This window comes from Ignavibacteriota bacterium (assembly GCA_016713565.1).
GTDB lineage: Bacteria > Bacteroidota > Ignavibacteria > Ignavibacteriales > Melioribacteraceae.
The window spans coordinates 44152-70272 of the sequence record JADJOX010000002.1; the positions used below are offsets into that span (position 1 = coordinate 44152).

General features: G+C 32.7%; 22 protein-coding genes. 21 read left to right on the forward strand and 1 reads right to left on the reverse strand.

Going from position 1 to position 26121, the window contains the following annotated elements:
* From IPK06_02460 to IPK06_02500, 9 genes are all read left to right on the forward strand, one after another.
* Complete coding sequence (locus tag IPK06_02460) at positions 1–3150, forward strand: discoidin domain-containing protein (protein ID MBK7978877.1); 3150 nt, start codon at positions 1–3, stop codon at positions 3148–3150.
* A 30-nt stretch (positions 3151–3180) separates the two neighbouring features.
* Entirely contained in the window at positions 3181–4311 is a 1131-nt protein-coding gene (locus IPK06_02465; GenBank protein MBK7978878.1) for a discoidin domain-containing protein, read from the forward strand.
* A gap of 35 nt (positions 4312–4346) precedes the next feature.
* Positions 4347–5075, forward strand: coding sequence for a sn-glycerol-3-phosphate ABC transporter ATP-binding protein UgpC (ugpC, locus tag IPK06_02470; protein ID MBK7978879.1), 729 nt, complete (start codon positions 4347–4349; stop codon positions 5073–5075).
* Positions 5076–5164: 89 nt separating this feature from the next.
* On the forward strand, positions 5165–5449 hold the full coding sequence (locus tag IPK06_02475; GenBank protein MBK7978880.1) for a TOBE domain-containing protein: 285 nt from the start codon (positions 5165–5167) through the stop codon (positions 5447–5449).
* Between the two features lie 14 nt (positions 5450–5463).
* A complete protein-coding gene (locus IPK06_02480; GenBank protein MBK7978881.1) occupies positions 5464–6207 on the forward strand; it encodes a hypothetical protein in 744 nt (247 codons plus the stop codon).
* A complete protein-coding gene (locus IPK06_02485) occupies positions 6191–6610 on the forward strand; it encodes a hypothetical protein (GenBank protein ID MBK7978882.1) in 420 nt (139 codons plus the stop codon). Before IPK06_02480 ends, IPK06_02485 begins: the two co-directional genes overlap by 17 nt.
* A 326-nt stretch (positions 6611–6936) precedes the next feature.
* Entirely contained in the window at positions 6937–7725 is a 789-nt protein-coding gene (locus tag IPK06_02490) for a hypothetical protein (protein MBK7978883.1), read from the forward strand.
* A gap of 36 nt (positions 7726–7761) precedes the next feature.
* Positions 7762–9957 (forward strand): sodium-translocating pyrophosphatase, encoded by a 2196-nt coding sequence (locus tag IPK06_02495; protein MBK7978884.1) that lies wholly within the window; start codon positions 7762–7764, stop codon positions 9955–9957.
* 83 nt (positions 9958–10040) lie between these two features.
* Positions 10041–10679: a hypothetical protein gene (locus IPK06_02500; GenBank protein ID MBK7978885.1), complete on the forward strand. Its 639-nt coding sequence runs from the start codon at positions 10041–10043 to the stop codon at positions 10677–10679.
* 21 nt (positions 10680–10700) lie between these two features.
* On the opposite strand, the gene IPK06_02505 is transcribed toward IPK06_02500, so the two are convergent.
* A complete protein-coding gene (locus IPK06_02505) occupies positions 10701–14084 on the reverse strand; it encodes a glycosyl hydrolase family 38 (GenBank protein MBK7978886.1) in 3384 nt (1127 codons plus the stop codon).
* Between the two features lie 205 nt (positions 14085–14289).
* Here IPK06_02505 and IPK06_02510 point away from each other — a divergent pair, with 205 nt between their 5' ends.
* From IPK06_02510 to fucP, 12 genes are all read left to right on the forward strand, one after another.
* On the forward strand, positions 14290–14724 hold the full coding sequence (locus IPK06_02510) for a fucose isomerase (GenBank protein ID MBK7978887.1): 435 nt from the start codon (positions 14290–14292) through the stop codon (positions 14722–14724).
* Between the two features lie 84 nt (positions 14725–14808).
* Positions 14809–15495 (forward strand): hypothetical protein, encoded by a 687-nt coding sequence (locus IPK06_02515; GenBank protein ID MBK7978888.1) that lies wholly within the window; start codon positions 14809–14811, stop codon positions 15493–15495.
* 18 nt (positions 15496–15513) lie between these two features.
* Positions 15514–16929 carry an aldehyde dehydrogenase gene (locus IPK06_02520; protein ID MBK7978889.1) on the forward strand — a complete coding sequence of 472 codons (1416 nt, stop codon included), beginning with the start codon at positions 15514–15516 and terminating at the stop codon, positions 16927–16929.
* Positions 16930–16952: 23 nt separating this feature from the next.
* Positions 16953–17231, forward strand: a complete 279-nt coding sequence (gene eutM / locus IPK06_02525; GenBank protein ID MBK7978890.1) for an ethanolamine utilization microcompartment protein EutM — start codon at positions 16953–16955, stop codon at positions 17229–17231.
* A gap of 22 nt (positions 17232–17253) precedes the next feature.
* Positions 17254–18060: a class II aldolase/adducin family protein gene (locus IPK06_02530; GenBank protein ID MBK7978891.1), complete on the forward strand. Its 807-nt coding sequence runs from the start codon at positions 17254–17256 to the stop codon at positions 18058–18060.
* Between the two features lie 8 nt (positions 18061–18068).
* Complete coding sequence (locus IPK06_02535; GenBank protein ID MBK7978892.1) at positions 18069–19262, forward strand: acetate/propionate family kinase; 1194 nt, start codon at positions 18069–18071, stop codon at positions 19260–19262.
* Between the two features lie 33 nt (positions 19263–19295).
* Entirely contained in the window at positions 19296–20024 is a 729-nt protein-coding gene (locus IPK06_02540; GenBank protein MBK7978893.1) for a (Fe-S)-binding protein, read from the forward strand.
* A gap of 3 nt (positions 20025–20027) precedes the next feature.
* Complete coding sequence (locus IPK06_02545) at positions 20028–21431, forward strand: iron-sulfur cluster-binding protein (GenBank protein ID MBK7978894.1); 1404 nt, start codon at positions 20028–20030, stop codon at positions 21429–21431.
* Positions 21421–22101: an LUD domain-containing protein gene (locus IPK06_02550; GenBank protein ID MBK7978895.1), complete on the forward strand. Its 681-nt coding sequence runs from the start codon at positions 21421–21423 to the stop codon at positions 22099–22101. Before IPK06_02545 ends, IPK06_02550 begins: the two co-directional genes overlap by 11 nt.
* Positions 22102–22132: 31 nt before the next feature.
* Positions 22133–23614 carry a rhamnulokinase gene (locus IPK06_02555; GenBank protein ID MBK7978896.1) on the forward strand — a complete coding sequence of 494 codons (1482 nt, stop codon included), beginning with the start codon at positions 22133–22135 and terminating at the stop codon, positions 23612–23614.
* Between the two features lie 119 nt (positions 23615–23733).
* Positions 23734–24738, forward strand: coding sequence for a LacI family DNA-binding transcriptional regulator (locus IPK06_02560; GenBank protein ID MBK7978897.1), 1005 nt, complete (start codon positions 23734–23736; stop codon positions 24736–24738).
* Positions 24739–24754: 16 nt separating this feature from the next.
* Positions 24755–26074 (forward strand): L-fucose:H+ symporter permease, encoded by a 1320-nt coding sequence (gene fucP, locus IPK06_02565; GenBank protein MBK7978898.1) that lies wholly within the window; start codon positions 24755–24757, stop codon positions 26072–26074.
* Positions 26075–26121 lie beyond the last annotated feature (47 nt).

Sequence of the window (26121 nt, forward strand, 5' to 3'; positions counted from 1 at the left end):
ATGAAAATCAATATTTTAATTATTATAATCAATTGCTTAGTAATTATTTCGGCCATCAACGCTCAATCAATATCAATAAATAGTTTTGATAGTTTCGAAAACATCAAGTTAATTAAATCCGATAACGTGGAAATTGATCTAAGCGGCATTGACGGAATCAAAAACAAGGCGTTGAATATTAATTATAAATTTGTAAAAGGCACCGGTTATGCGGGCATTCAATTTGATCGTGAAATTGATTTATCCGATGATTTCGAGTTTACGTTTTATATTAAAGCTAATTCGCCAAATAATAATTTTGAAATCAAATTCTTGGATCAGAAAGGAGAAAATGTTTGGTGGGTTAATAATGTGAATTACGAATTTCCGAAAGATTGGAAAAAAGTTAGAATTAAAAGGAGACAAATAAATTTTGCTTGGGGCCCTGCGTATGACAAAACACTAAGAAAAATTTCAAAAATAGAATTTACTATCGCGTCTTTTAACGGCGGCTCAGGCAGTGTGCAAATTGATGATCTGCAATATAAAAAGCTGTCAAAAATAGATATAACTAAACTAAAGACAAATATAATTGCTTCCGCGAATTCAAATCTGCTAAAAAATATTAAAGATAATAATTTAGAAACATACTGGACCAGTAAGAAAAAAAATAATACTTTGATTTATAATTTCGGCTACTCTAAAGAAATTGGCGGAATTACATTCGATTGGTTTAAAAATAATTTTGCAAAGATTATTACTATTTCTATTTCCGATGATAATTCACATTGGGATAAAATACTTAAAGTTAACAAAGCGACAAATTACAAATCATTTCTAAAATTTGATGATATTGAAGCGCAATATCTGAAATTGGACTTTTCGGAAAATAAAAAAGACGAATTATCAATATCTGAAATTAAAATACAGGACGCGGATTGGTCGGCGGACATTAACAAATTTTTTATAAATATAGCTAAAGAATATCCTCGCGGTTATTTCCCAAAATACTTAAATGCCGAATCAAGCTTTTGGACTATAACCGGAGTAAACGAAGATGTTAAAGAAACACTTATCAATGAAGAGGGAATGATAGAAAGCGATAAACAAGGTTTTTCTATTGAGCCTTTCATTTTCAGTAATGGTAAGTTATATACATGGAGCGACGCGTCAATTTCACAGCATTTAATGAATGATTATCTTCCAATTCCCAGCGTTAAATGGACACTTCCCAAAATGGAAATGAATATAGAAACATTTACTTCCGGCGCTCCAAATCAAAGTTCTGCTATTTTCACTAAGTATACTTTGAAAAATATTTCACAAGAGGAAATAGATGGAAATTTGTATTTGGCAATTCGACCATTTCAAGTAAATCCATATTATCAATTTCTTAACGGCAATGGCGGAGCCGCAAAAGTAAAAACAATAAATTACGATAAGGAAAAAAAACAAGTTAATGTTAATGATATAAAAAAAATTATTTCACTTTCTGAAATTGATTCTGCAGGATTTACAACATTTTACGACGGCGATATTATAAATTACATAAGCAATAATATTTTACCGGCTAATAAAAATATTGTTGACGAATTTTATTTCGGCTCTGGAGCATTAAAATATCAATATAAAATATCTCCAAATGAAGAGAAAGAAATAGTAATACTTCTTCCTATGTATGAGAATATAGATTTTAATTTAAAAGAAGAAAATGTTTATGAAACTAAATTAATGGATGCCGTAAATTTTTGGAATAGTAAAGTAAATAATATTGAATTTAGTTTGCCTGAATCGGCAGATAAACTTATAAATGTTCTTAAATCAAACATAGCATATATTTTAATTAACAGAGATAAATTCGGCATTCAACCCGGCTCAAGGTCTTACGATCGATCTTGGATTAGAGACGGATCTTTAACTTCTTCGGCATTGCTTAAAATGGGATTGAAAAATGAAGTTAAAGAATTTGCGAACTGGTATTCCAATTATATTTTTGAAAATGGGAAAGTGCCGTGCGTTGTTGATAAAAGAGGTCCCGATTCAGTTCCTGAAAATGACAGTCACGGAGAATATATTTATTTAATTAAGGAATATTTTAATTTCACAAAAGACACAACTTTCTTGAGTGATCATTTTGAAAAAATAAAATTAGTAATGAGTTATATAAAGTATTTAACCGATCAAAGATCTACTGAAGAATATAAAAGTAATGATAGTTTAAAAATGTTTTACGGATTAGTTCCTGAATCAATTAGTCATGAAGGATATTCGGCAAAACCCATGCATTCTTATTGGGATGATTTTTTTATACTTAAAGGTATGAAAGACGCTATCAGCATTGCCGAAATACTAAACAAAACCGAAGTTAGTGAATTTATTAAACAGAAAAATGAATTTGAAAAAAACCTTTATTCATCGATTGATTTGACAACTTCAAGGCATAAAATAAATTATATTCCAGGCTGCGCTGAACTAGGTGATTTTGACGCTACTTCAACAACTATTGCTTTAACTCCGTGTAATGAAATTAAAAATTTACGTAATGATCTGTTAACAAATACATTCGACAAATATTATGATTTCTTCAAAAATAGAATGAATGAAAATTCTGAATGGTTAAACTACACACCTTATGAGGTAAGAACAATTGGATCGTTTGTTCTACTCGATAAACCGGAAATTGCACATACAATTATTGACTATTTTTTACAGTATCAAAAACCCGAAAATTGGAACCATTGGGCGGAAATTGTTTGGCATAATTCAAAATCACCCAATTTTATTGGAGATATGCCGCATACATGGGTCGGTTCTGATTTTATAAACTCAATTAGAAATTTATTCGTTTATGAAGATGAGCTAAATAATTCTTTAATAATTGCGCCAGCATTGTATGATGAATGGATTGACAATCCAAATGGAATGAGTGTTAAAAATCTTCCAACTTATTATGGAAAAATTTCATACTCAATCAAAAATGATGATGAGAAATGTACTTACGAAATATATGGTGATTTAAAGACACCGGAAAATATGAAATATATTCTTAGGTTTTCAAAAGATATTTTTAAGATAAAGAAGATTTTAATTAATAATGTTAAGTATGAAAATTTCTTATCGGACGAAATAATGTTTAAATCAATTCCGGCGAAAATTGAAATCTATTTTTAATAAAATTGTTATGAAATTAATGAGCAAAAAATGAATATTAAAAAATGTAACCAACTGTTCCTTAATTTGATTTTTATTTCATCTTTATTCTTTGGGTGCGGAACTGTAAATAATGTTTCTGATAATTATTCTAAAAAGCAGTATGAAAGAACATTTGAAAAAGAATTATCAAAAACAATTCATTTAAACTACCTGCTATATTTGCCTAAAGATAATTTAGAAAATGAAAAATTGCCATTAATGGTTTTTCTGCATGGAAGCGGTGAAAGAGGCGATGATCTTGAAAAGCTTAAAGTAAATGGACCGCCGATGCTTATTGAAAAAGGAGAAAATTTCCCGTTTATTATTGTTTCGCCTCAATGTCCGTTGAACACAAGATGGACGGACAAATGGTTCCCTGAGGCGGTTATGGGATTAATTGACGAAATTTCCGCGACCTACAATGTCGATCAGGACAGAATTTACTTGACCGGATTAAGTATGGGCGGTTTCGGAACTTGGGAAATAGCTTCGCAAAATCCGGATAAATTTGCGGCAATTGTTCCTGTCTGCGGCGGAGGAGATCCGGAAAATGCCAGGGATTTAAGGCTGCTGCCCATTTGGGTATTCCACGGCGCCAAAGACGATGTTGTTCCTCCCATGCTTTCGCAGCAGATGGTTGACGCTTTAAAACTTTATCATTCCGATGTAAAATTTACTTTATATCCCGAAGCGAATCATAATTCTTGGGATGAAACTTATAGCAATAAAGATTTATATTCTTGGCTGCTTTCTCATAAACGAAATGACAGGAAATTAATAACAATTAAAAGAGAGAATATTTCAGCTTCTTCCGGATATCCGTTTTACGCTGTTGACCATGACCAACAAACAAGATGGGAAAGTAAATGGGAAGATCCGCAATGGATTGAAATTAAATTAGACAGTAAAGCAAAACTAAAGAAAATCTCATTGCTATGGGAAAATGCGTATTCAAAAAATTATACTGTTTCAATTTCCGACGACGGAAAAAGGTGGGAAGAAATATTTGAAGAAAAAAACGGGGATGGATTTTTAGATTTGATCGAGATGCCCGAAATTGAAATTCAGTATGTTAGATTCAACTTTAAAGAACGAGCAACGCAATGGGGAAATTCAATTTGGGAAATTGAGGTTGAATAAAAATTACTAAATTCAATAAAAACACAAATAATTATATGGCAAATTTATCTATTAAAAATTTATTCAAATCTTACGATCAGAAAAACTACGCTGTTAACAATGTAAACATCGAAATTGCAAATGGCGAATTTGTCGTTTTGGTGGGTCCATCTGGATGCGGAAAATCAACCATTTTAAGAATGATTGCGGGATTGGAAGATATTACAAAAGGTGAGATTTTTATTGATTCAAGACTTGTAAACAACGTATCGCCTAAGGATAGAGATATTGCAATGGTTTTTCAAAATTACGCGCTATATCCTCATATGAGTGTTTTTGAAAATATTTCATTTGGACTTAAACTAAGAAAATTCAGTAAGGAAGAAATAAATAAAAGGGTTAACGACGCAAGTGAAATTTTGGGATTAACGGATCTGCTTGATAGAAAGCCAAAGCAATTATCCGGTGGTCAACGTCAAAGAGTTGCCCTTGGTAGAGCTATTGTTCGTAATCCAAAAGTATTTTTATTTGATGAACCGCTCAGTAATCTTGATGCCAAATTAAGAGTACAAATGAGGACTGAGATTTCAAAACTTCATAAAAAGTTAGGCACAACGATGATTTACGTAACTCATGATCAAACAGAAGCAATGACAATGGGTGACAAAATAGTGATTTTAAATAATGGGGAAGTACAGCAAATTGATACTCCAATGAATTTATACACAAAACCAAAAAATAAATTTGTTGCGGGTTTTATTGGAAGTCCGGCGATGAATTTTTAGATGGAAAAATTGAAAAGGAAAATTCATTTTATTTTATTTCACAAAACAAAGAAATTAAATTTGATCTGACCAAGAAACAATCTGAGTACTTGGAAAAATACGTAGATCAAAATATAGTTATTGGAATCAGGCCTGAAGATTTTCATGTAATCGAAAATAAAGATGAAAATTACATTTCGGTGTTTTCAAAAATTGACCTTTTTGAACCGCTTGGAAATGAAACTTATATTTATTTTTATATTGAGGGAAAACAAAATATTGCAAGAATTACGTCTTCAAATGATTTAAAGATCGGTTCCGAAATTGAATTTAAATTGGATAAAAGTAAAATACATTTTTTCGACTCTGAAAATAATTCAGTTTTATTAAAATAAAAATTGAGAATTTTATGAAGAATATTTTAATTTACATTTTACTTACCGTATCATTTCAAAATTTTATGAAAGCACAGAATAACACACCAAATCCTAATGATACTTTAAGATCAATATTGGTTAATGACAATTCTTATGTTACAATCAGCATCTATGCTCCCGAAGCAAAAAATGTTTCAATCGGGGGTGGAGATATTCCCGGAATTTATGAAAATGGAAAAATGAAAAGAAAAGAAAATGGTGTTTGGTCTTTAAATGTCGGACCAATTGCTCCGGGAGCATATAGATATAATTTTAATATTGACGGAGTAGTAGTAACGGACCCCAAAAATACCGAAACCAGCGAATCCAATATGAATATGTGGAGTTTGTTTTATGTAAGAGGTAAAGATTTTATGGATTGTAAAGATGTTCCGCATGGCGCGATTTCTGAAGTTAATTATTATTCTATTACGCTGAATAAAAACCGAAGAATGCACATTTATACGCCGCCGGGATATGAAATTAGTAACATGGATTTTCCCGTTTTTTATCTTCTGCACGGAGCTTTTGATTGCGATGATTCTTGGACCACAGTTGGAAGAGCAGGTTTTATTATTGATAATTTAATTTTCGAAGGAAAGGTAAAACCTATGGTAATTGTTATGCCGGCAGGACATACAAAACCTTTTCAATTTGGCGGAGCTGTACCCGAAAAAGATGAGTTTATTGAAGATTTCCTGAATGAAATAAAGCCGTATATTGAAAAAAATTTATAGAGTTATCAAAAACAGTCATAATACTGCAATTGCGGGGTTATCAATGGGCGGAGGTCATACATTAAATATCGCAATTCCAAATTTAGGCGATTATGGTTTTATTGGCGTTTTTAGCTCAGGTATTTTTGGGATTAACGGAGGAGATTCGTTTTTACCAAATATGGGTAACCAGTGGGAAAACAATAACTTAAAGGTTTTAGATAATGCTAAACTTAAAGATAAAATTAAATTGATTTGGTTTGCGACCGGCAAAGACGACTTTCTTTTAGAAACTTCGCGTACAACTGTTAAAACACTTAGAAAACATAACTTTAATGTAATTTATAATGAAACCGAAGGCGGACATACTTGGACCAACTGGCGAGATTATTTATTCCAATTTTCTCAATTATTATTCAAGTAGAAGAGGCAATAACTTTTAGCTGAAATTATATAACTAATTGTAAAAAAATGATTTACATGTGATTGTTTAAAATCATTTATGAATTTAAGATTAGAATTTTGTCGTAAAATTTCTAAAAAATACACAATTTATTTTTATACATTATTCATAATATTTCTTCAATTTTAGCAATTCCTATCAGATTTTAAAATTTCCAAATTGTTTATGAAGGTAAAATTTTATATTTTAACTGGACTAAAAGGTCTTTATTATCTAAAAATAATGTTCACTTTAGCTCAAAAATTAATAACAAATCAAACTATTATTCACTCAAAAAAGGTGAATTTATGAAAAAATATTTATATCTACTTTTAACGCCTGAAGCGCTTATTGGTTCAATGCTCCCGCCTGATGAATTTGGTAATTACCTTGCAGTTGGAACGAAAAAAAGGAGCAGAGGACAGGCGATATTTTTTGAGGTTGACCCTGAATTAATGGACGGTAAATTCCCAAAAGAACGATGGGAAAATCAATGCGTTCCACATTCTGATGGAACACCTAAACGATCGCTTTATTTGTCAATTCATCGCGTTTTGGAAAACATTCCGCTAAAAGCTTTAATGGATTTATACTTAGCTACTGATGACGGCAGAGTTTTAGGATTGAGTAAAAACGATTATAATCCTAATTTAGATACTGACAAACTGCATTTATATCAGCAGCTTTGTCCGGTTACGCCAAGAATTGCAAGCAGTTTAAATCCGACAGAATTCATGAAAACTATTACTGATACAACACGGCCCGTATCAGTACCAAAATTAGTTTTTGTTGAATTACTTCTTAATGATCTTGCGAATGATCCTAAAAACGCGTCAATTGGAAATTTACCATATTCAAATATTGACCATTTGAGAGATTGCCTCATAGGATTACAAAAAAATCCGGATAAACCGACAAAAACGGTTATCAGATTTTTCCAAAGTGACCTGCTTTACCGAACATGTAAAAACGGGTTTTTTGTAGGCAATAAGGATGAAATGTTGTACTATCATTTCCCAAGCTTGGAAGAATTGGAAGATAAACAGCATGCGTGGCTTCGTTCAGCTTTAACAATTGGTTTCAGAAGTACTATTTAATTTACTATTAAAATTGATTTTTATTTGGAGATAATTATGCATGATATTCTATTCTGGATTGTGCCTTTAGGTTCTATAGCAGCATTAATTTTTGCGAGAATATTCTTTAAACAAATGATGAAAGAAGATGAAGGTACGGATAAAATGAAAGAAATTGCACAATATGTTAGAAGCGGTGCAATGACTTACTTAAAGCAACAATATAAAGTTGTGGGTATTTTCTTTGTAATTATTACAATATTATTTGCAATTTTGGCGTATGGCTTTAACTTGCAAAACCCATGGGTTCCTTTTGCGTTTATTACCGGCGGATTCTTTTCCGGGTTAGCCGGTTTTTTTGGAATGAAAACTGCGACCCACGCTGCGGCAAGGACCGCAAATGCTGCCAGAACTTCACTTAATAAAGGACTTGTAATTGCTTTTAGAAGCGGTGCTGTAATGGGTCTGGTAGTTGTTGGTTTAGGTTTATTAGATATTTCAATATGGTTTATTATTTTAAATTATTTTTACCCGATTGTAATTGGAGATGGTCATAGTTTAATTGTTATTACCACTACAATGCTTACATTCGGCATGGGTGCGTCAACTCAGGCTTTGTTTGCGAGAGTCGGCGGTGGAATTTATACAAAAGCTGCTGATGTTGGCGCCGATTTAGTTGGTAAAGTTGAAGCAGGTATACCTGAGGATGATCCAAGAAACCCGGCTACAATTGCAGATAACGTTGGCGATAATGTTGGTGACGTTGCCGGAATGGGCGCTGACCTTTATGAATCATATTGCGGCTCAATTTTAGCAACCGCCGCGCTAGGGGCTTCAGCATTTTATAATGATACTGCTTTGCAATATAAGGCAGTAATTGCACCTATGCTTATTGCTTCAATAGGAATTGTATTATCACTTATAGGTATTTATTTTGTTAAAACAAAAGAAGGAGCTTCTCAAAAAGAATTGTTAAGTTCCTTATCTAAAGGTATGAACCTTAGTTCGGTGTTGATTGTAATATTTTCATTTATAATACTTAATTTGCTCCAATTAGATAACGCAATTGGAATTTGGGGTTCTATTGTTGTTGGTTTGGTAACGGGAATTGTAATTGGCAAGGCAACCGAATATTATACTTCTCAATCATATAAACCTACACAATCAATTGCGGAAAATGCAAAAACCGGACCAGCTACCGTAATAATTTCCGGTTTGGGAGTTGGAATGTTATCAACAGCTATACCTGTACTTTCCGTAGTTGTTGGAATTATACTTTCGTTCTTATTTGCATCCGGTTTTTCTTTCAGCAATATGGGAATGGGTTTATACGGAATTGGTATTGCTGCAGTTGGAATGCTTTCAACTTTGGGAATAACTCTTGCAACAGATGCTTATGGTCCAATTGCTGATAATGCAGGCGGAAATGCCGAAATGAGCGGATTAGGAAAAGAAGTAAGACAAAGAACAGATGCACTCGATTCTTTGGGAAATACCACAGCCGCAACAGGAAAAGGATTTGCAATTGGTTCTGCCGCTCTAACAGCATTAGCCTTACTAGCTTCATATATTGAAGAAATTAAAATAGGATTGCACAGAATTGGCGTTGATATGCTTGACCTCGGCAACGGTGTGATTGTTGAAACCGCTAAAGCAACCTTGCAGGATTTTATGATATATTATGAAGTAAATTTGATGAATCCAAAAGTTTTAATTGGAATTTTTATTGGCTCAATGATGGCATTCGTTTTCTGCGGTTTGGCAATAAATGCTGTTGGAAGAGCCGCTTCCAAAATGGTTGATGAAGTTAGAAGGCAGTTTAAGGAATTACCGGGAATATTGGAAGGTAAGGCAAATCCTGATTACGCAAAATGTGTTGAAATCTCTACAAAGGGCGCTCAAAAAGAAATGTTAGTTCCTTCTTTATTGGCAATTGTTGCACCAATAATAACTGGAATTATTTTTGGTGTTGCAGGTGTTATGGGTTTGTTGGTCGGTGGTTTAGGTACTGGTTTTGTCCTTGCAGTATTTATGGCAAATGCCGGCGGTGCTTGGGATAATGCTAAAAAATATATTGAAGAAGGCAACATGGGCGGAAAAGGTTCTGCCGCTCATAAAGCCACCGTAATTGGTGATACTGTTGGTGATCCTTTTAAAGATACCGCCGGACCAAGTTTGAATATTTTAATAAAATTGATGAGCATGGTCGCTATTGTTATGGCCGGATTAACGGTTGCGTTCAGTATTTTTTAATATTTTGAGGATTGTTATTATTAACCCCAATTTTTTAATTGGGGTTTTTTATTTTTAAACAAAATAAAATATCTAAACTAATTATGAAATACACAGTCAAAAAAGTAAATGATCTGTTATTAAATGAATTTTTCAATAATAATGAATTTGAATGCGATTCACTTAAAGTGAATAATTATTTGTGGAAAGAGAATAATTACAAGCCCGATGTTGAAGTAAAACTTTATTACTCAAATGAAAATTTGTTAGTTCATTTTAGAGCTTTTGAAAAATATATTACAGCAAAATACTTAAATATTAATGACCCGGTTTATAAGGATAGCTGCGTGGAGTTTTTTGTAAATTTATTCCCAAATAAATCGGATGCATATTTCAATTTTGAAATAAACGCTATTGGTACAATTTACGCTGGTTTTGGCAATGTTAAGAACAATACTTTTATCGACGTTAAAGATATTGAAACAATTAGAGTATTTTCAACAATAAAAGAACCGGTTGTCGGCGCAATTCAAAACGATAATTGGGAGATAAAATTAATTATCCCGATTAAACTATTTGAAAAGTTCTACAATCTTAAATTTATGGCGAATAACGCCAAAGCAAATTTTTATAAATGCGGTGATGAATCACAGTTTGAACATTACGGATGCTGGAATCCAATAATTTCTTCATTCCCTAATTTCCATCTTCCGGAATATTTTGGTGATCTATTTTTTGAATAAATCACCAATTAAAAATTAACTTTATTTTTTTTCAAGCATTACAAATTTAGTTTCATAAGGTTTGAAGGTCAAACTATTTGAGTTTCCGATTTTATCACCAAGAACATTTACTTCATAAACGCTGTAATTTGGATTATTTATAATATTATTCAATGAAATATCTCTAGATAATCCGTTTATTTCCTTTAAGTGTAGAATAACTTTTTGAGTAGAAACAAAAGGCATTGCGGAAACTAAAATTACATTGTCGTCATTTAATGTTAATAATGACCGGCTGAAATTCTGATTGATCTGTTTTCCTTCAGGAAATACCCTTGCCGTAATTGGAATTTTTGATTCATATCCAAATCTGTAGCTTTTTTCATTTGTGTTGGTTTTGGCGGAAGTAATTGTGTAACTCCATTTAAATTCTCCATCTTGACTTGCTCTAAAATTTGTTACCCAATAATTATTAAGAGGCCAAGAGAAAATATATGTGTTCTCTGGTTTTGCCACGTAATTAAATTCGCCAATATTTAGTCCGCCTAAATGTACAAGAGGCATATCGTTGGAACTGAAAATAATTTGCGAATCATTATTTTTTACAGCTGCAAAATTTTGAATTACATTCCAATCTGTTGATGTTCCGGGTATTTGATCTTTACCCGGTTCAACAATTCCGCCTTGAGCTTCAAAAGTAATTTTGGAATTTGGGAGCGAGAAAGGAAATGCAACATAAACTGCTTCAGGATCATGAACTGCTAATTTAACCATTCTGAAATTCAGATCTATTTTTTTCTCAAAGTTGTAAAGATTCAATTCAAGAACAATTTCATCACTGCCGCAGCATTTTTCATTTTTTCCGGATAAAATAATACTATCCCAGACTTTGCCTTTTTTAATTCCTTTAAATTCTACATCGCTCAATGAGCTTCTGACCGGCTGATCATCTAATGTATATCTTTCAAGCTGATTTCTATTGGAAAGTTCTTCGTAAATAAATTGACCTAATTCCCATTTACTGTTTTGATCTATAAGTTCTTGTTTTAGCTCTTTATCATAAATTGATTTGATTGCACCTACTTTTGTATCCAAAACAATTTTATAAAACTGATTTTCAAATTCGGTTTTATCCTTCTCAAAACCGGAGCTTTGCGTTATTTCATTTTCAACAATTATTTTATAAAGTTTGTATCCCATTGAAGGAATATTTTTTGCCCAAATACTCCAATAAGTTCCATCCTCTCTGTTTGATTGCTCTTGGGCGGAAACTTCATTACCGTCAAAATCCACAATTTTGAATTTTTTATTTCGCGGAATTATCTGATGATCAATATAAATTGTAGTTAATCCGGATCTTTCCCAATTTAGCGTATTGAATACGGCAATTGTCGGGGTCTCCGATTTTGGTAAATATTGTTGAATGAATCCGAGAGCTTTTTCTTTTAGCATTTTTGATCTTTTTACGGCATCCCAAACATATGCGGATTTAAGCTGCCACTGCACAATTGTATTCTCCGAATTAGGATTTCTAATACTTTCATCGGCACCAAAAGTATGTTCGGCATAGAAGAATAAATTTTCCTCAATATCATTTATTTCTTTAATTACATCCTTCGGAATATTTGCGCCCATCAACAATGCCATACTTAATAATCCTTTGTTGGCAATTAAATCGGCTTGAGTTCTTCTTGCTTCCATTGTTTCTCTTGCCGCGGAACCGAATCCATCTGCCCACCAATCGGGCCAAGCAGCTTTTTGAACAGGCAAAGAATTGCCGTATTTTTTTTCAATATTCTTTACAAATTCTGAAACGGTAGCCACCTTTAATTTCGGCCATTCATATTTTTCATTCCATTCCTTTGCAAGATTTGACGCCTTTAATGAAGGAGGAGAATTATCCGTTACATAACCTGACATTTGCAAATGTGCTTCACTATAAGGATATCCGGCTTTGTTTAATTTTGATAAATACTGCATAAGATTTGTTTCAACAAATTCAATATTGCCGGTATGTGCGCCAACGAAATTTCCGGTCATATAATGATCTGCTCGATAGGCAAGAATTTTATTCCCTGATGGTGATTCCCACCAAAAGACAGTAGGATAATTAAAAGGAATTTTTGCTTTGTGTCCGTGTTCACCCATTACTAAATATTTAATTCCCGCGTTGTTCAAATAATCTGCGTAACACCAGCCGATTCCGTTTATATCGTCCTGCATTGCGGTTTTTACGGTAAATCCTGAATCTGTAATTGTCTTTACCGGTTTAAGCATTGATGCCATTAAAGATTCATCCGGTATTTCCGAAATGTTAAACAGCATTGATGTTAATTCAATTCTTCCTTCTTTAACTCTTTTTCTAAATCTATCAATTTGTGATTTTGGTCTGCTGTTTAAATATCTTAAAACAGGCCATGCGCTTTCACACGTCCATCTGAATTTCGCGTCTTCTGGATAATTATCCGTTAAATCGCAAAAGTCGAGCGCGTAATCAATAAATCTTAAATGTTCTGGTAAAATTTCTGTTTGTGTTCTGGTGTAACCGATATCTGTGTGACTATGCATAACCAAATCAACAACCCACTCTTTAACCGGCTCAACCTTAAATGTTCTGGTAATTAATTGATTCCCGATTTTAATATCAGTTTTAATTTCTTTTTGCACAAAGTCTTCCGGGATAACAATAGAGTATGAGTTAAAACCGGTTGAAATATTTGATTTAAGTTCGAATCCTGAATTTGTTGCAATTTCAATATTTTGAGGCTTATCCAAATGAACAATATTAAGTTTATACAAAATAGAATTTTTACCCTGGCCTTTTAAAACCAGATCGGTGGGAATAATTTCAATTTCGGATTTTACTTTGCCTTGAAATGTCATGTACCAGTCGGTACTTTCTGCGTCTTCTCCGGTAATTTTTATATTTGCGGGTTCACCTAATTTTAAGTCATTTTTTTGCACATTAAGGATCGCAATTCCCATAAGATCATTATATCTGTCCGTCATTGTAGCTTTGAATGTTATCTTTGAATCATTGTGACCGTTAACATCCCATGAACCGGTTTTTGACCCAAGTTCATTTTTAAACATTAAATACGGAGTATTATTTATCCATAATTTAAAAGGATGTGTTACCGAATTTTGTGAAATTCCGAAGTACCAAATAAATGATACATATTCATTTTTAACACCCGCGGGAACAGGTTCAGTTTGCCATTCAATGACCGCTTCCTCTTTTTTTGCACGAACGAGAAGCGCTTGAGAAATATCAGGGTGAGGAGAGTGATACGCAAAATTTCCTCTTTGCAATACTTTGTCAAAACCTTGAATAAATTTAGATTGATCTTCTTGAGCAAACAGAAAGACTCCAGAATAAAACGTTAGTAAAATTGCTAGAATTTCATAACAAAATTTTTTATTCATTTTGAGCCTCTTAAATATTAGAAGGATAGTGGAATTAAAAATAATTGAATTTGTTAACTATTTTTATACAAATCATATATAATAATTTAAAATATTTTTGTTTTAACAGATAAAATAATTTTGACAAAAGTGATTAAATTCGTAAGTTAATATATACTACTTACACGAGTAAGTAAAGCTGAATTTTATTTAATGAGGTCATAGTATGTTAAAAAATATTCCTCCGATTATTAGTCCGGATCTGATTAAAATTTTAAGCGAAATGGGACATGGCGATGAAATTGTTATTGCTGACGGAAATTTTCCGGCTGCATCAAAAGCAAAAAGACTTATTAGGATGGATGGTCATAACGCTTGCGAAATTTTAACCGCTATTTTGAAATTTTTCCCTTTAGATAAATATGTTTCGAATCCTGTCAGTTTAATGCAAGTTGTAAAAGGCGACACTGTAGTTCCGACAATTTGGAATGAATTCGAGATCATTATAAAAGAAAGCGGAGAATATTTTAATGGTTTTGAATACTTGGAAAAGCCTGAATTTTATGAAAGATCTGAAAAAGCTTACGCTGTTATTGCATCCAGCGAAAAAGCACTTTATGCAAATATTATTCTCAAAAAAGGCGTAATTGTTATTCAATAATAATTTTATTTAATTAAATTTAACTTGCTCATCTCAATAATTATGGATTGAAATTCACAATTTGCAAATTTTACTTTTATGAACGTGACGAGAGAAGAATTTATTAAAATTATTGTTGATAAAGTTTTGGCAAAGCTTGCCGAAAACAAAGAATTTTTGCAGAAAGATATCTCAGATGAAAACGGAATTTGGAAATTTGATCAGACTTTGTTTACATTTTCCGATGCTCAAAATATTAAAAGTAAGCATTGTAATAAAGTAATTTTTTCGCCCAAAACTATTATTACACCTTTGGCTCATGATTTTCTAATAGGGGAAAACATTCATATAGAAAAATTAACTGTATCATCGAATTTAATGCATGAAGCAATATCGGCAGAAACTTCCAAAAAAATTGCGATTCTCTGTAATGAAAACGATATAGTTTATAAGAATAAAACCAAAGAGATATTGCTTAAATTGGGTATTGAATGTGAATGGAAAAATCCTAAAAATAATTATTTCTATGAATTTGAAAATTGTTTATTGGATTTGGCTAAGAAAACTGAATCTGGAAAATATCATTCGGCAATAATTATAAATAATGAAGCTTTTAAACTTCGTAAAATTTTACAGAATAATAATTCTCTTAACGGTCAAATTTGCTGGGAAATTAATAGCAGTAAAGTTTGCAATATTAAGTCGAAATATTTATTTATAAATAGTGCCTTGTTAGGTTTTAACATGTTGGAAAGTAAAATTGATAGCTGGATTAAATTAAACCAAAATTAAAATTTCCGGAGAAATTAATTGTCGAATATTGACAGAATACATATAAAAAAATTAGTTGCAGAAGTCATAAACGAATTAGAAATAAGCGGTAATTATAATTTAAAAAACTCGTCTGATGGAATTTATGAACATGTCGATGACGCCGTATATCAATCCAAAATAGCGCAAAAAAAATGGGTTAAAGTATCAACGGATGTAAAGAAAAAGATAATTTCCGAATTAAGAAAAACTATGCATGCATTTGCCGAAGATTTTTCTAAGAGAGCCCATGAAGAAACCGGAATGGGCAGAGTTCAAGATAAAATTGCAAAACATCATAATGCAGCCGATTCAACTCCCGGAATGGAAGATTTAGAAACAAGATCATGGACAGGTTCCAAAGGTACCGTTATTGAAGAAAGAGCGCCATACGGAGTAATTGCCGGAATCACTCCTTCAACACATCCAATTCCGGTATTATTAAATAGTATAATAATTACAATCGCAGGCGGAAACAGTGTTATTTTTAGTGTTCATCCAGCAGCAAAAAAAGTATCGGCTTACGCAATACCGATTTTTCACAAAGTAATTGTTGAAAATGGCGGACCTGAAAATTTAATTACTATGATCAAAGAACCGACTTTGGAAAATGTTAACAGATTATTCAATCACAACGATATTGATCTGATAGTTGCTACAGGCGGACCAGCAGTAGTTGAGGCCGCTTTCAAAGCGGGGAAAAAAGTTGTTGCGGCTGGACCGGGAAATCCACCAGTACTGGTTGATAGATCCGCAAATTTGAATAATGCCGCAAAGAGTTTGATAACCGGAGCTTCTTTCGATAACAATATTTTATGTATTGCGGAAAAGGAAACATTTGTTGTAAAAGACGTTTTTGATGATTTTGTTCAAGCTATGAAAAATAACGGCGCGGTTTGTTTAAATTCTGCTCAAATTGAAATGTTGACCAAAAAAGCAATTGTTCAAAATGATAAAGGACATTATCTGGGAACGCGTGAATTTATTGGTAAAAATGCAAGTGTCTTGGCTTCCGCGTGCGGCATAAATTTATCTGAGAATGTAAGATTATTGTTTGGCGAAGTAAATGAAAATCATCCGTTTGTTGTTGCGGAACAAATGATGCCGTTTATGCCGATTGTTAAAGTCAATTCTTTTGAAGACGGAATGATAAAGTGCAAAATAGCCGAACACGGTTTTGGACATACAGCGGTTATTCATTCAAATGATATTCAGAATATTACAAAATTTACTCAAGAAATGGACACAAGTATTGTTATTGTTAACGGTCCTTCTTTAGCGGGAAATGGACCAAATGCAGGTGAAGGCTATTTCTCGCACACAATTGCCAGTCCTACCGGTGAAGGAGTTTGTACTCCCAAAGATTTTACAAGAGTTAGAAGAATAGCAATTTCAAATGCATTAAAAATTGTATAACAAAATAAATAAGGAGAAAAAAAATGAAATTAGAAGCATTAGGCATGATTGAAACAAAAGGATTAGTTGGCGCAATAGAAGCAGCGGACGCCATGGTTAAAGCCGCAAATGTTAGTTTATTGGGAAAAGAAACAATTGGCGGCGGTTACGTAACCGTAATGGTTAGAGGAGATGTAGGCGCAGTAAAAGCTGCTACAGATGCTGGCGCTTCAGCCGCTCAAAGAGTTGGAGAACTTGTTTCAGTCCATGTAATACCAAGACCACATTCTGATGTAGAAACAATTTTGCCAAACACTAAATAGGTAAACTTAAGGAGAAACTGATATGAGTTATAATTTAATTACCCTGAAAAATCAAATTGTTGAAGTGGGTAAGAGGATGTATGACAGAGGTTATGTTGCGTCAAATGATGGAAATATCAGTGCAAAAGTTGATAATGAAAGGGTGGTTATAACTCCAACAGGAGTTAGTAAAGGTTATTTAACTCCCGACATGATGGTAGTTGTAGATATGAATGGAAAAGTAATAAATGGAAACGGAAAAGCTTCGTCTGAAGTTTTTATGCATTTACAAGTTTATAGAGACAGACCTGATGTTGGAAGCGTATGTCATTCACATCCTCCTTATGCTACAGGTTATGCCGTTGCGGGAATTCCACTTGATAAATGCGTACTTCCTGAAGTGATTATTGCTCTAGGAAATATTCCAATTGTTGCTTATGGTACACCCGGAACTGATGAATTTTATAAACCGGTTGTTCCGTTGCTTAAAGACTATGACGCGTTTTTATTGGCAAATCATGGTGCGTTGACAGTAGGCAAAGATGTTTTAAGCGCCTATCATAAAATGGAAACCTTAGAACATTTTGCGCATATCGCTTTTGTAGCTCAACAGGTTGGAAGCATTAATACTTTAAATAAAGATCAAGTTAAAAAGTTGACTGATCAAAGAGAAAAATATGGAGTTAGAACAACTGCCGGATGCGTAACTTGCGAAACCGAAGGTACTTGTGATATTCACGACGGAAAAAGCAATTCATCTAAATTTGAATTTAATAGTTTGTCTTTAAGTGAAAAAGATCAACTTATAAATGAAATTACTGACGCGATTCTGAAAAGATTAAATAAGTAGGAAAATCTATGAAAATTGTTGTTTGCAATGTGGGTTCTACGAGTTTAAAATTCCAACTTCTTCAAATGGAAAATGAACAGCAGCTTGCAAAAGGTTATATTGAAAGAGTAGGTGAAGAAAATGCAATTGTAAATTTTTGGATTGGCGAACAGAAAGTATTCCAGAAAAATTTGAATATACCTTCACTTAAAGACGCTGTCAAATTATCAATTGAATTTTTATCTGATGAAAAAAATAATTTAATAAAAGATTTCAGTGAAATTGACGGAATTGGATTTAAAACAATTCAAGCCGGCGATAAAAACGGCTCGGTAATTTTGGATGATGAAGTTTTAGCCGCAATGAAAAATTATTCGTCATTGGCTCCCGCGCATAATCCTCCGTATTTAGAAGCCATTTATATGTTTAAAGAATTGCTGCCGAATACAAATTTAGTTGGTGTATTTGAACCCGGATTTCATGTCGATATTCCCGATTACGCAAAAGTATACGGAGTTCCCTACGAATGGATTGAAAAATACGGCGTTGTAAAATATGGTTATCATGGAGCTTCGCATAGATTTGTAACATTTGAGACGGTTAAAGTTTTAAATCTTGATCCCAAAAATCATAAAGTAATTTCGGTTCATTTAGGCGGATCCTCATCGCTTTGTGCGTTTAAAAATGGAATATCTATAGATACTTCAATGGGATTTACTCCGCAGACCGGTTTGATCCAAGGAACAAGAATTGGAGATATAGATCCGTTCGTATTTCCTTATATAATGGAAAAGAAAAAAATTACATTAGATGAAGCTTTAAAAGAATGTTCAAAAAACGGCGGACTTAAAGGGCTTTCCGGAATTTCGGCTGATATGAGAGAAATTAAAGACGCGGTAGAAAAAAATGATCCTAAAGCAATTCTTGCCAGAAATAAATTTATTTACGATATTAAAAGATATATTGGCGAGTATATTATTTTAATGGAAGGAATTGACGCCATTACTTTTACAGGCGGAATTGGTCAAAAAGATTGGCAGCTTCGAGAGGAAGTTTTAAATTCATTGCAATTTTTAGGATTTAAGCTAAATCAAGAATCAAACAAAGAAAATAAAACAACTATAAGTGCCGATGATTCAAAATTTTATTCATTAGTTTTGGAAACAAATGAAGAATTAGTAGTTGCGAGAGAAACACAAAAAGTAGTTTTACAAAAATCATAAATAAATAATTTTAAATAAATTTTAGTCTTCTGAATGCAAGTAGCTTTATTTATTCCTTGTTTAAATGAGCACATTTACCCGAGCGCGGCAATTTCAATGGTAAAAGTTTTAAACTATTTTAAAGTTAATACAATTTACGTTGATGATCAAACTTGCTGCGGACAACCGGCTTTCAATTCAGGATACCAAAGTGAAATTATTCCGCTCGCTGAGAGATTCATTAAATTATTTGCTGATTATGATTATGTTATTGCTCCTTCAGGTTCATGCGTAGCCATGGTAAAAAATCATTACAAAGAAATTCCAATTGATAACTCGCTTAACGAAAAATACAATAGCCTCAGAAATAAAATTTATGAATTCACGGAATTTTTAATAAAAGTTTTGAACATCACTTCAATTGATGCTCAGTTTAAACATAAAGTTACTTTTCACGATTCATGCCACGCGTTAAGGGAACTCAAGATTTCAAGTGAACCGAGAAAGATATTAAATATGATTAAAGATTTGGAATTAGTTGAAATGTTGGATTCCGACGTATGCTGCGGATTTGGCGGAACTTTTTCGTATAAATATGAAGATGTTTCCGTTGCAATGGTTGAAAGAAAATGCAGTAATATCCTTAATACAAAAGCAGAATATTGTGTAGGTCTTGATTCAAGCTGTTTAATGAATATTGACGGTTATGTTAAAAAAAATAAACTAAACGTTAAAGTTATTCACATAGCAGATCTATTGTGTCAAAGTTTAGGAATTTTATAAATATTGTCTACAGATAAAATAAATATTAAAGATCATATAATTGAAGCGCTTAGCGATGCCGATTTAAGAAAGGCGGTATATAAAGCAACCGCGTCCACTTCTGTTAGCAGATTAAACACGACTGAGGCAATTCCTTATTGGGAAGAATGCCGAGTTAAAACACATTGTATTAAAAAAGATGTTATTGAAAATCTTGATAAATATTTAGAGCTCTTTGAAAAAAACGCGAAGAATAACGGAATTAACATTCATTGGGCAATAGACGGAAATGATGCTAAAAATATTCTCAGCGAAATAGCGAAAAAAAATAATGTTAAAACTATTGTAAAATCAAAATCATTAACGACAGAAGAAATTCACCTAAATGAATTTTTAATCGGTAATAATATTGATACCGTTGAAACAGATCTTGGTGAATATATTGTTCAGCTTAATGATCAAGTACCCTCACATTTGGTTGCACCTGCTTTGCATCTAAGCAGAACGGACATTGGAAAATTATTTAAGGACAAACTTAACGTTCCTTTTACCGATGTACCGGAAGAACTTTTACTTATTGCCAGAAAAAAATTAAGAGAGAAATTCCTCAGCGCGGAAATGAGTATTACAGGAGTGAACTTCGCGTTTGCCGAAAACGGATCATTTTGTGTGGTTGAAAATGAAGCTAACGCTCATTTGAGTTTAAGTTTGCCGCAAGTTCATGTCGCCGTAATGGGAATTGAAAAATTGCTGCCCAGCATTGATGAACTTCCGTATTTCTTAAAACTTCTTGCGCCAAGCGCTACCGGACAAAAATCATCATCTTATGTAAATTTTATAGGCGGACCAAGTTTGCAAAAGTATAACGAAGGTCCTAAAGAAGTTCACGTAATTTTATTAGATAACGGAAGATCAAAAATTCTTGCTGATCCTAAATTAAGAGAGACATTATATTGCATAAGATGCGGAGCTTGTTTAAATGTATGTCCGGTTTATCAGCAAATTGGCGGTCATGCTTATGATTGGACTTACATGGGTCCAATAGGAATTACACTTATTCCCCAGTATTTAGGTGAAATTGAAGGAAAAGACGCGCCGTTTTTATCGAGTCTTTGCGGCGCTTGCGCCGATGTTTGTCCAGTTAAAATTAAACTCCCTCAACATATTTTGGAATTAAGAAAAAATGTCGTTCAAAAAAATAAATCTAAAATTTTTGAAAAATTTGCGATGAAGACTTGGATCGCGGTTTCAACTCATCCAAAACTTTACAGATTATTTAGTTGGAAAATTAAAAAATTGCAGAGCTTTATACCCGTTGAATATCTCAAATTACCGGGATATCATAAAAAGAGAAGTTTCCCCGGAATTGATAAAAAGGGATTTAGAGAACAATATTATCAAATGAAAAAAAATAATAATGAGCAGTAGAGAAAAAATATTATCGCAAGTTAAATCCGCGTTGCGGACAAAATCTCATGAAGAAGAAAGCAAAATCACTATTGATGAACTGCTGAAATCAAAAATTAATTTAACTGTTAAAACTAATAAAAATGATTTAATCTCTCAATTTCAAACTGAAATAAAAAAAGTAAATGGAGATTCTATTGTTGTTAAAAGTAATTTGGAAGCATCAAATAAAATAAATGAAATATTAATTGAAGCTAAAGAAAATCAAATCGCAATAACCGATCAAAATATTTGCACTGAAGTAAGATTAAATATACAAAAAGGTAATTCCAATCTTCAATTTATAATCGCTAATAACTTGGATTCTAAAGAACGTAAAGAAAAAATCAGTCAATTGAAAACGGCAATTGTGCAAGCCGATTATGCGGTTTCTGAAATTGCACAATTAGTATTTTTATACGACAATTCAAAAACCAGCTATCCGCATTTTCTTTGCGATTTTGTAATTGCGTTGGTTAAAGTTAGTAATTTAATGCCTAATCAATTTACACTATTTGAAAAAATTGACAAAGTAAAAGCATTAAATATGGTACTTGTCACCGGACCAAGCCGCACCGCGGATATTGAAAAAGTTTTGGTACTTGGAGCGCATGGTCCAAGAAAATTGATTGTAATTCTAATTGATGAATAAAAAAAATTTACAATAAAGATTTGAGTAATTGATGAAAGAAAAAAAATTCTTAGCCATTGATTTTGGTGCCGAAAGCGGCAGGGCAATAGTTGGAATTTTAAAGAATAATAAAATAAGTTTAGTAGAGGTACATCGATTCCCGAATAAACCGGTAAATGTTCTTGGCTCACTTAACTGGAACATTTTAGATTTATTCGACGAGTTGAAAAATGGAATTTTAAAAGCTGTTCAAAATGGGCATGATGATATTAAAAGCATTGCGGTCGATACTTGGGGAGTCGATTTTGGTTTATTGTCAAAAGATGATCATTTAATTGGATTTCCTTTTGCTTATCGAGATGCAAGAACCAACGGCATGTTGGAAAAGGCATTTAAACTTATGCCTAAAAATGAAATATATGATTATACCGGGATTCAGTTCATGCAAATAAATTCGGCGTTTCAATTGTTAAGCATGAAATTAAAAAAAGACACACAATTAAAAGCTGCGGATAAACTTTTATTTATGCCGGATCTTTTTAACTTTTTACTTACAGGTAAGAAAAAATCTGAATATACAATTTCTTCAACCTCGCAATTACTGAATGCGAAAAATAGGAATTGGGAAGAAAGAATTTTTAATGAACTAAAAATTCCTAAAAAAATTATGTGTGATATTGTTTATCCTGGGACAAAAATTGGAAATCTACATGAATCAATTTGTGAATTTGCGGGAATAAATAATATTGATGTTGTTGCCGTAGGAAGTCACGATACTGCAAGCGCGGTAGCGGCAGTACCAAATTTAGGCGAAAATTCCGCGTTCATTAGTTCGGGCACTTGGTCATTGATAGGTATTGAATCTGATAAGCCGATTATTAATGATAAATCTTTTAAATATAACTTTACAAATGAAGGCGGAGTTTTCGGAAAAATCCGTTTTCTGCGCAATGTAATGGGAATGTGGATTATTCAAAGATTGAAGAAAGAATGGGAAATTGAAGGTCAATTATATTCGTATTCAGAATTAAATGAAATGGCAAAAAATGCAAAGCCGTTTATTTGTTTTATTGATGTTGACAATTCCGATTTTCTTAATCCGTTAAATATGACGGAAACGATTTTAACTTATTGTAAAAAAACAAATCAAAATAAACCGCAGAATAAAGCTGAATTTATAAGAGCAGTGCTTGAAAGTTTGGCAATAAAATATAGAATAATTCTTGAAAACATTTCGGAAATTTCTCAAAAGAAAATTAATCTATTGAATATTGTAGGCGGCGGTTCACAAAATGAACTGCTAAATCAATTTACATCAGACTGCACCGGCTTAAGAGTTATTGCCGGACCTGTTGAAGCAACTGCCTTTGGAAATATTTTAGTTCAGGCAATAGCAAGCAATGATATTAAAGATATTGAAAGCGGACGAAAAATTATTTCCAGATCAGTCGAGCTGAAAAAATACAAACCGATGAATCGAAAGAATTGGGACAATGCATATTTAAATGTGAAGAAAATTATTAATAATTATTAGTAATTATTTTTACATTTAAAAATTTTAATCTACTATTGCAAAAATGAATAAAATGATATATCTTACACGTGTAAGTAAAACTATTTTATCAAATGTCTATATAATTTAATCAAACATAAATGACAGTTAAACAATCAGATATTGCTGATAAACTAGGAATCTCAAGAGTTACGGTAACAAAGGCGCTGCAGGACAGCCCCGACATTTCTTCCGAAATGAAATCAAAGGTACGAAAAATTGCGGAAGAAATGGATTACATCCCGAATTTAACGGCAAGACATTTAACAGAAAAGAAAACAAGAACTATTGGCGTAATTATTCCCGATATAACCAATATGTATTTTGCGTCCATTGTGCGCGGCATGATGGAAATAGCCGAAAAAGAATCTTACCATATTATTCTAACTGCTTCAAGAGAAGACAGCTTAACCGAAAGAAACAATATTATAAAATTACTTTCAATGAATGTTGATGGAATGCTTGTTTGCCAAACTTTGGAAACTGTTGAACCCGATGTTTTTGAGAAAATTCAAAAAAGAAGAAAACCTTTGGTTTTTTTCGGAAGGCCTGTTGGTTTTGACGGATACAACTCAATTGGTTTTAATGATTTTCTGGCAGCTCAAAAAATCACCGAATACGTTATTGAAAAAGGTTATAAAAAGATCGCTCATATTTCCGGTGATATTAAAAGTGACGGAGGCTATAGATTAGAGGGCTTCATCCAAACAATGAAAAAATATAATTTATCGATAAACGAAAAATGGATTGTTTTCGGTAAATTTTTTCCCGAATATGGATATAACGGTTTTAAGCAAATTTATGAATCGGGCGATTTGCCGGAAGTGATTTTTTGTGGAAACGGAATGATAGCACAAGGTTTATATGAGGCAATAAGAGAAAAAAATCTCAGAATTCCCGAAGATATTGGCGTTGTGGCTGTTGATCATAAAAAATTTGCCGAAATGCTGTATCCCAAATTGACATATGTTGATTACCCTACACGAATATTAGGAAATGAAGCAATGAAACTTCTTATAAAAAAAATGGCTTCAACAAATAAAAAATGCAAAGTGGAAAATATTATACTTGACTCATATTTAATTGAAAATCAATCAATTCGTTAAGCGGAAATTAACATTTATGGAAAAAATTCTAGAAGTAAATAAAACGGATGACAAACCGAAAGTTGTGCCTAAAAAATACCTCGTTCCGTTTATTCTTGTCACTTCTTTATTTGCTTTGTGGGGGTTTGCGAACGATATTACAAATCCAATGGTCGCAGCTTTTCAAACCGTTATGGAAATTTCCGCAGCAAGAGCGGCGCTAATTCAATTCGCGTTTTACGGCGGATATGCAACTATGGCAATTCCCGCGGCATTATTCATTCAAAAATACAGCTATAAAAGTTCAATTCTTCTGGGATTATTTTTATACGCCGTTGGAGCGCTGTTATTTTATCCCGCTGCAAAATATGAAATTTTTGAATTTTTTCTCGTTTCTCTTTATATTTTAACTTTTGGACTCGCATTTTTAGAAACGACGGCAAACCCTTATATTCTTTCTATGGGTGATGAAAAAACGGCTACACGCAGGTTGAATTTTGCTCAGTCGTTTAATCCTGTAGGTTCATTATTGGGTATGTTTGTCGCGTCAAATTTTATACTTACATCGCTTCAGTCTGATAAAAGAGACGCAAATGGAGATTTAATATTCTATTCACTCACCAGCAGTGAAAAAGCCGCTATTAGGACAAATGATTTGGCGATTATCCGCGATCCGTATGTATTTTTAGGATTAGTTGTTATTGTTGTTATGGTAATTATATTTATGTATAAAATGCCCATCACTAAGACAAACGACGGCATTCATCCTATGGTTTCTTTTAGAAGACTCATAAAAAATCCAAAATATAGAGAAGGAGTAATTGCTCAGATTTTTTATGTGGCAGCACAAATAATGTGTTGGACATTTATAATTCAATACGCGGAAAATCTTGGCATTACAAAAGCTCAAGCTCAAAATTATAATATTGTTGCGATGTCTATTTTTCTTCTAAGCCGATTTGTAAGTACTTATCTGATGAAATATCTTAATTCAAGACTATTGTTATTTTTCTTTGCAATTGGTGGAATTCTTACGGCACTTGGGACAATTTTTATTGTTGGAATGGTTGGGTTATATTGCTTAATTGCTACTTCAGCATTTATGTCATTAATGTTCCCTACAATTTACGGCATTGCTTTGGAAGGATTAAAAGAAGATACAACTTTAGGTGCAGCCGGTTTGGTAATGGCAATTGTAGGCGGTGCGCTTATGCCGCCACTGCAAGGTTCAATAATAGATTTGGGAATGGTCGGCAGTTTACCCGCAGTCAATTTTTCATTTATATTGCCGCTTATTAGTTTTGTTGTTATTTCAATTTATGGCTATAGAACTTTAAAAATTCATAAGTTAATTTAATTTTAATATATTAAGTTCCAACGTAAATAAACTATTAATAAAAGACT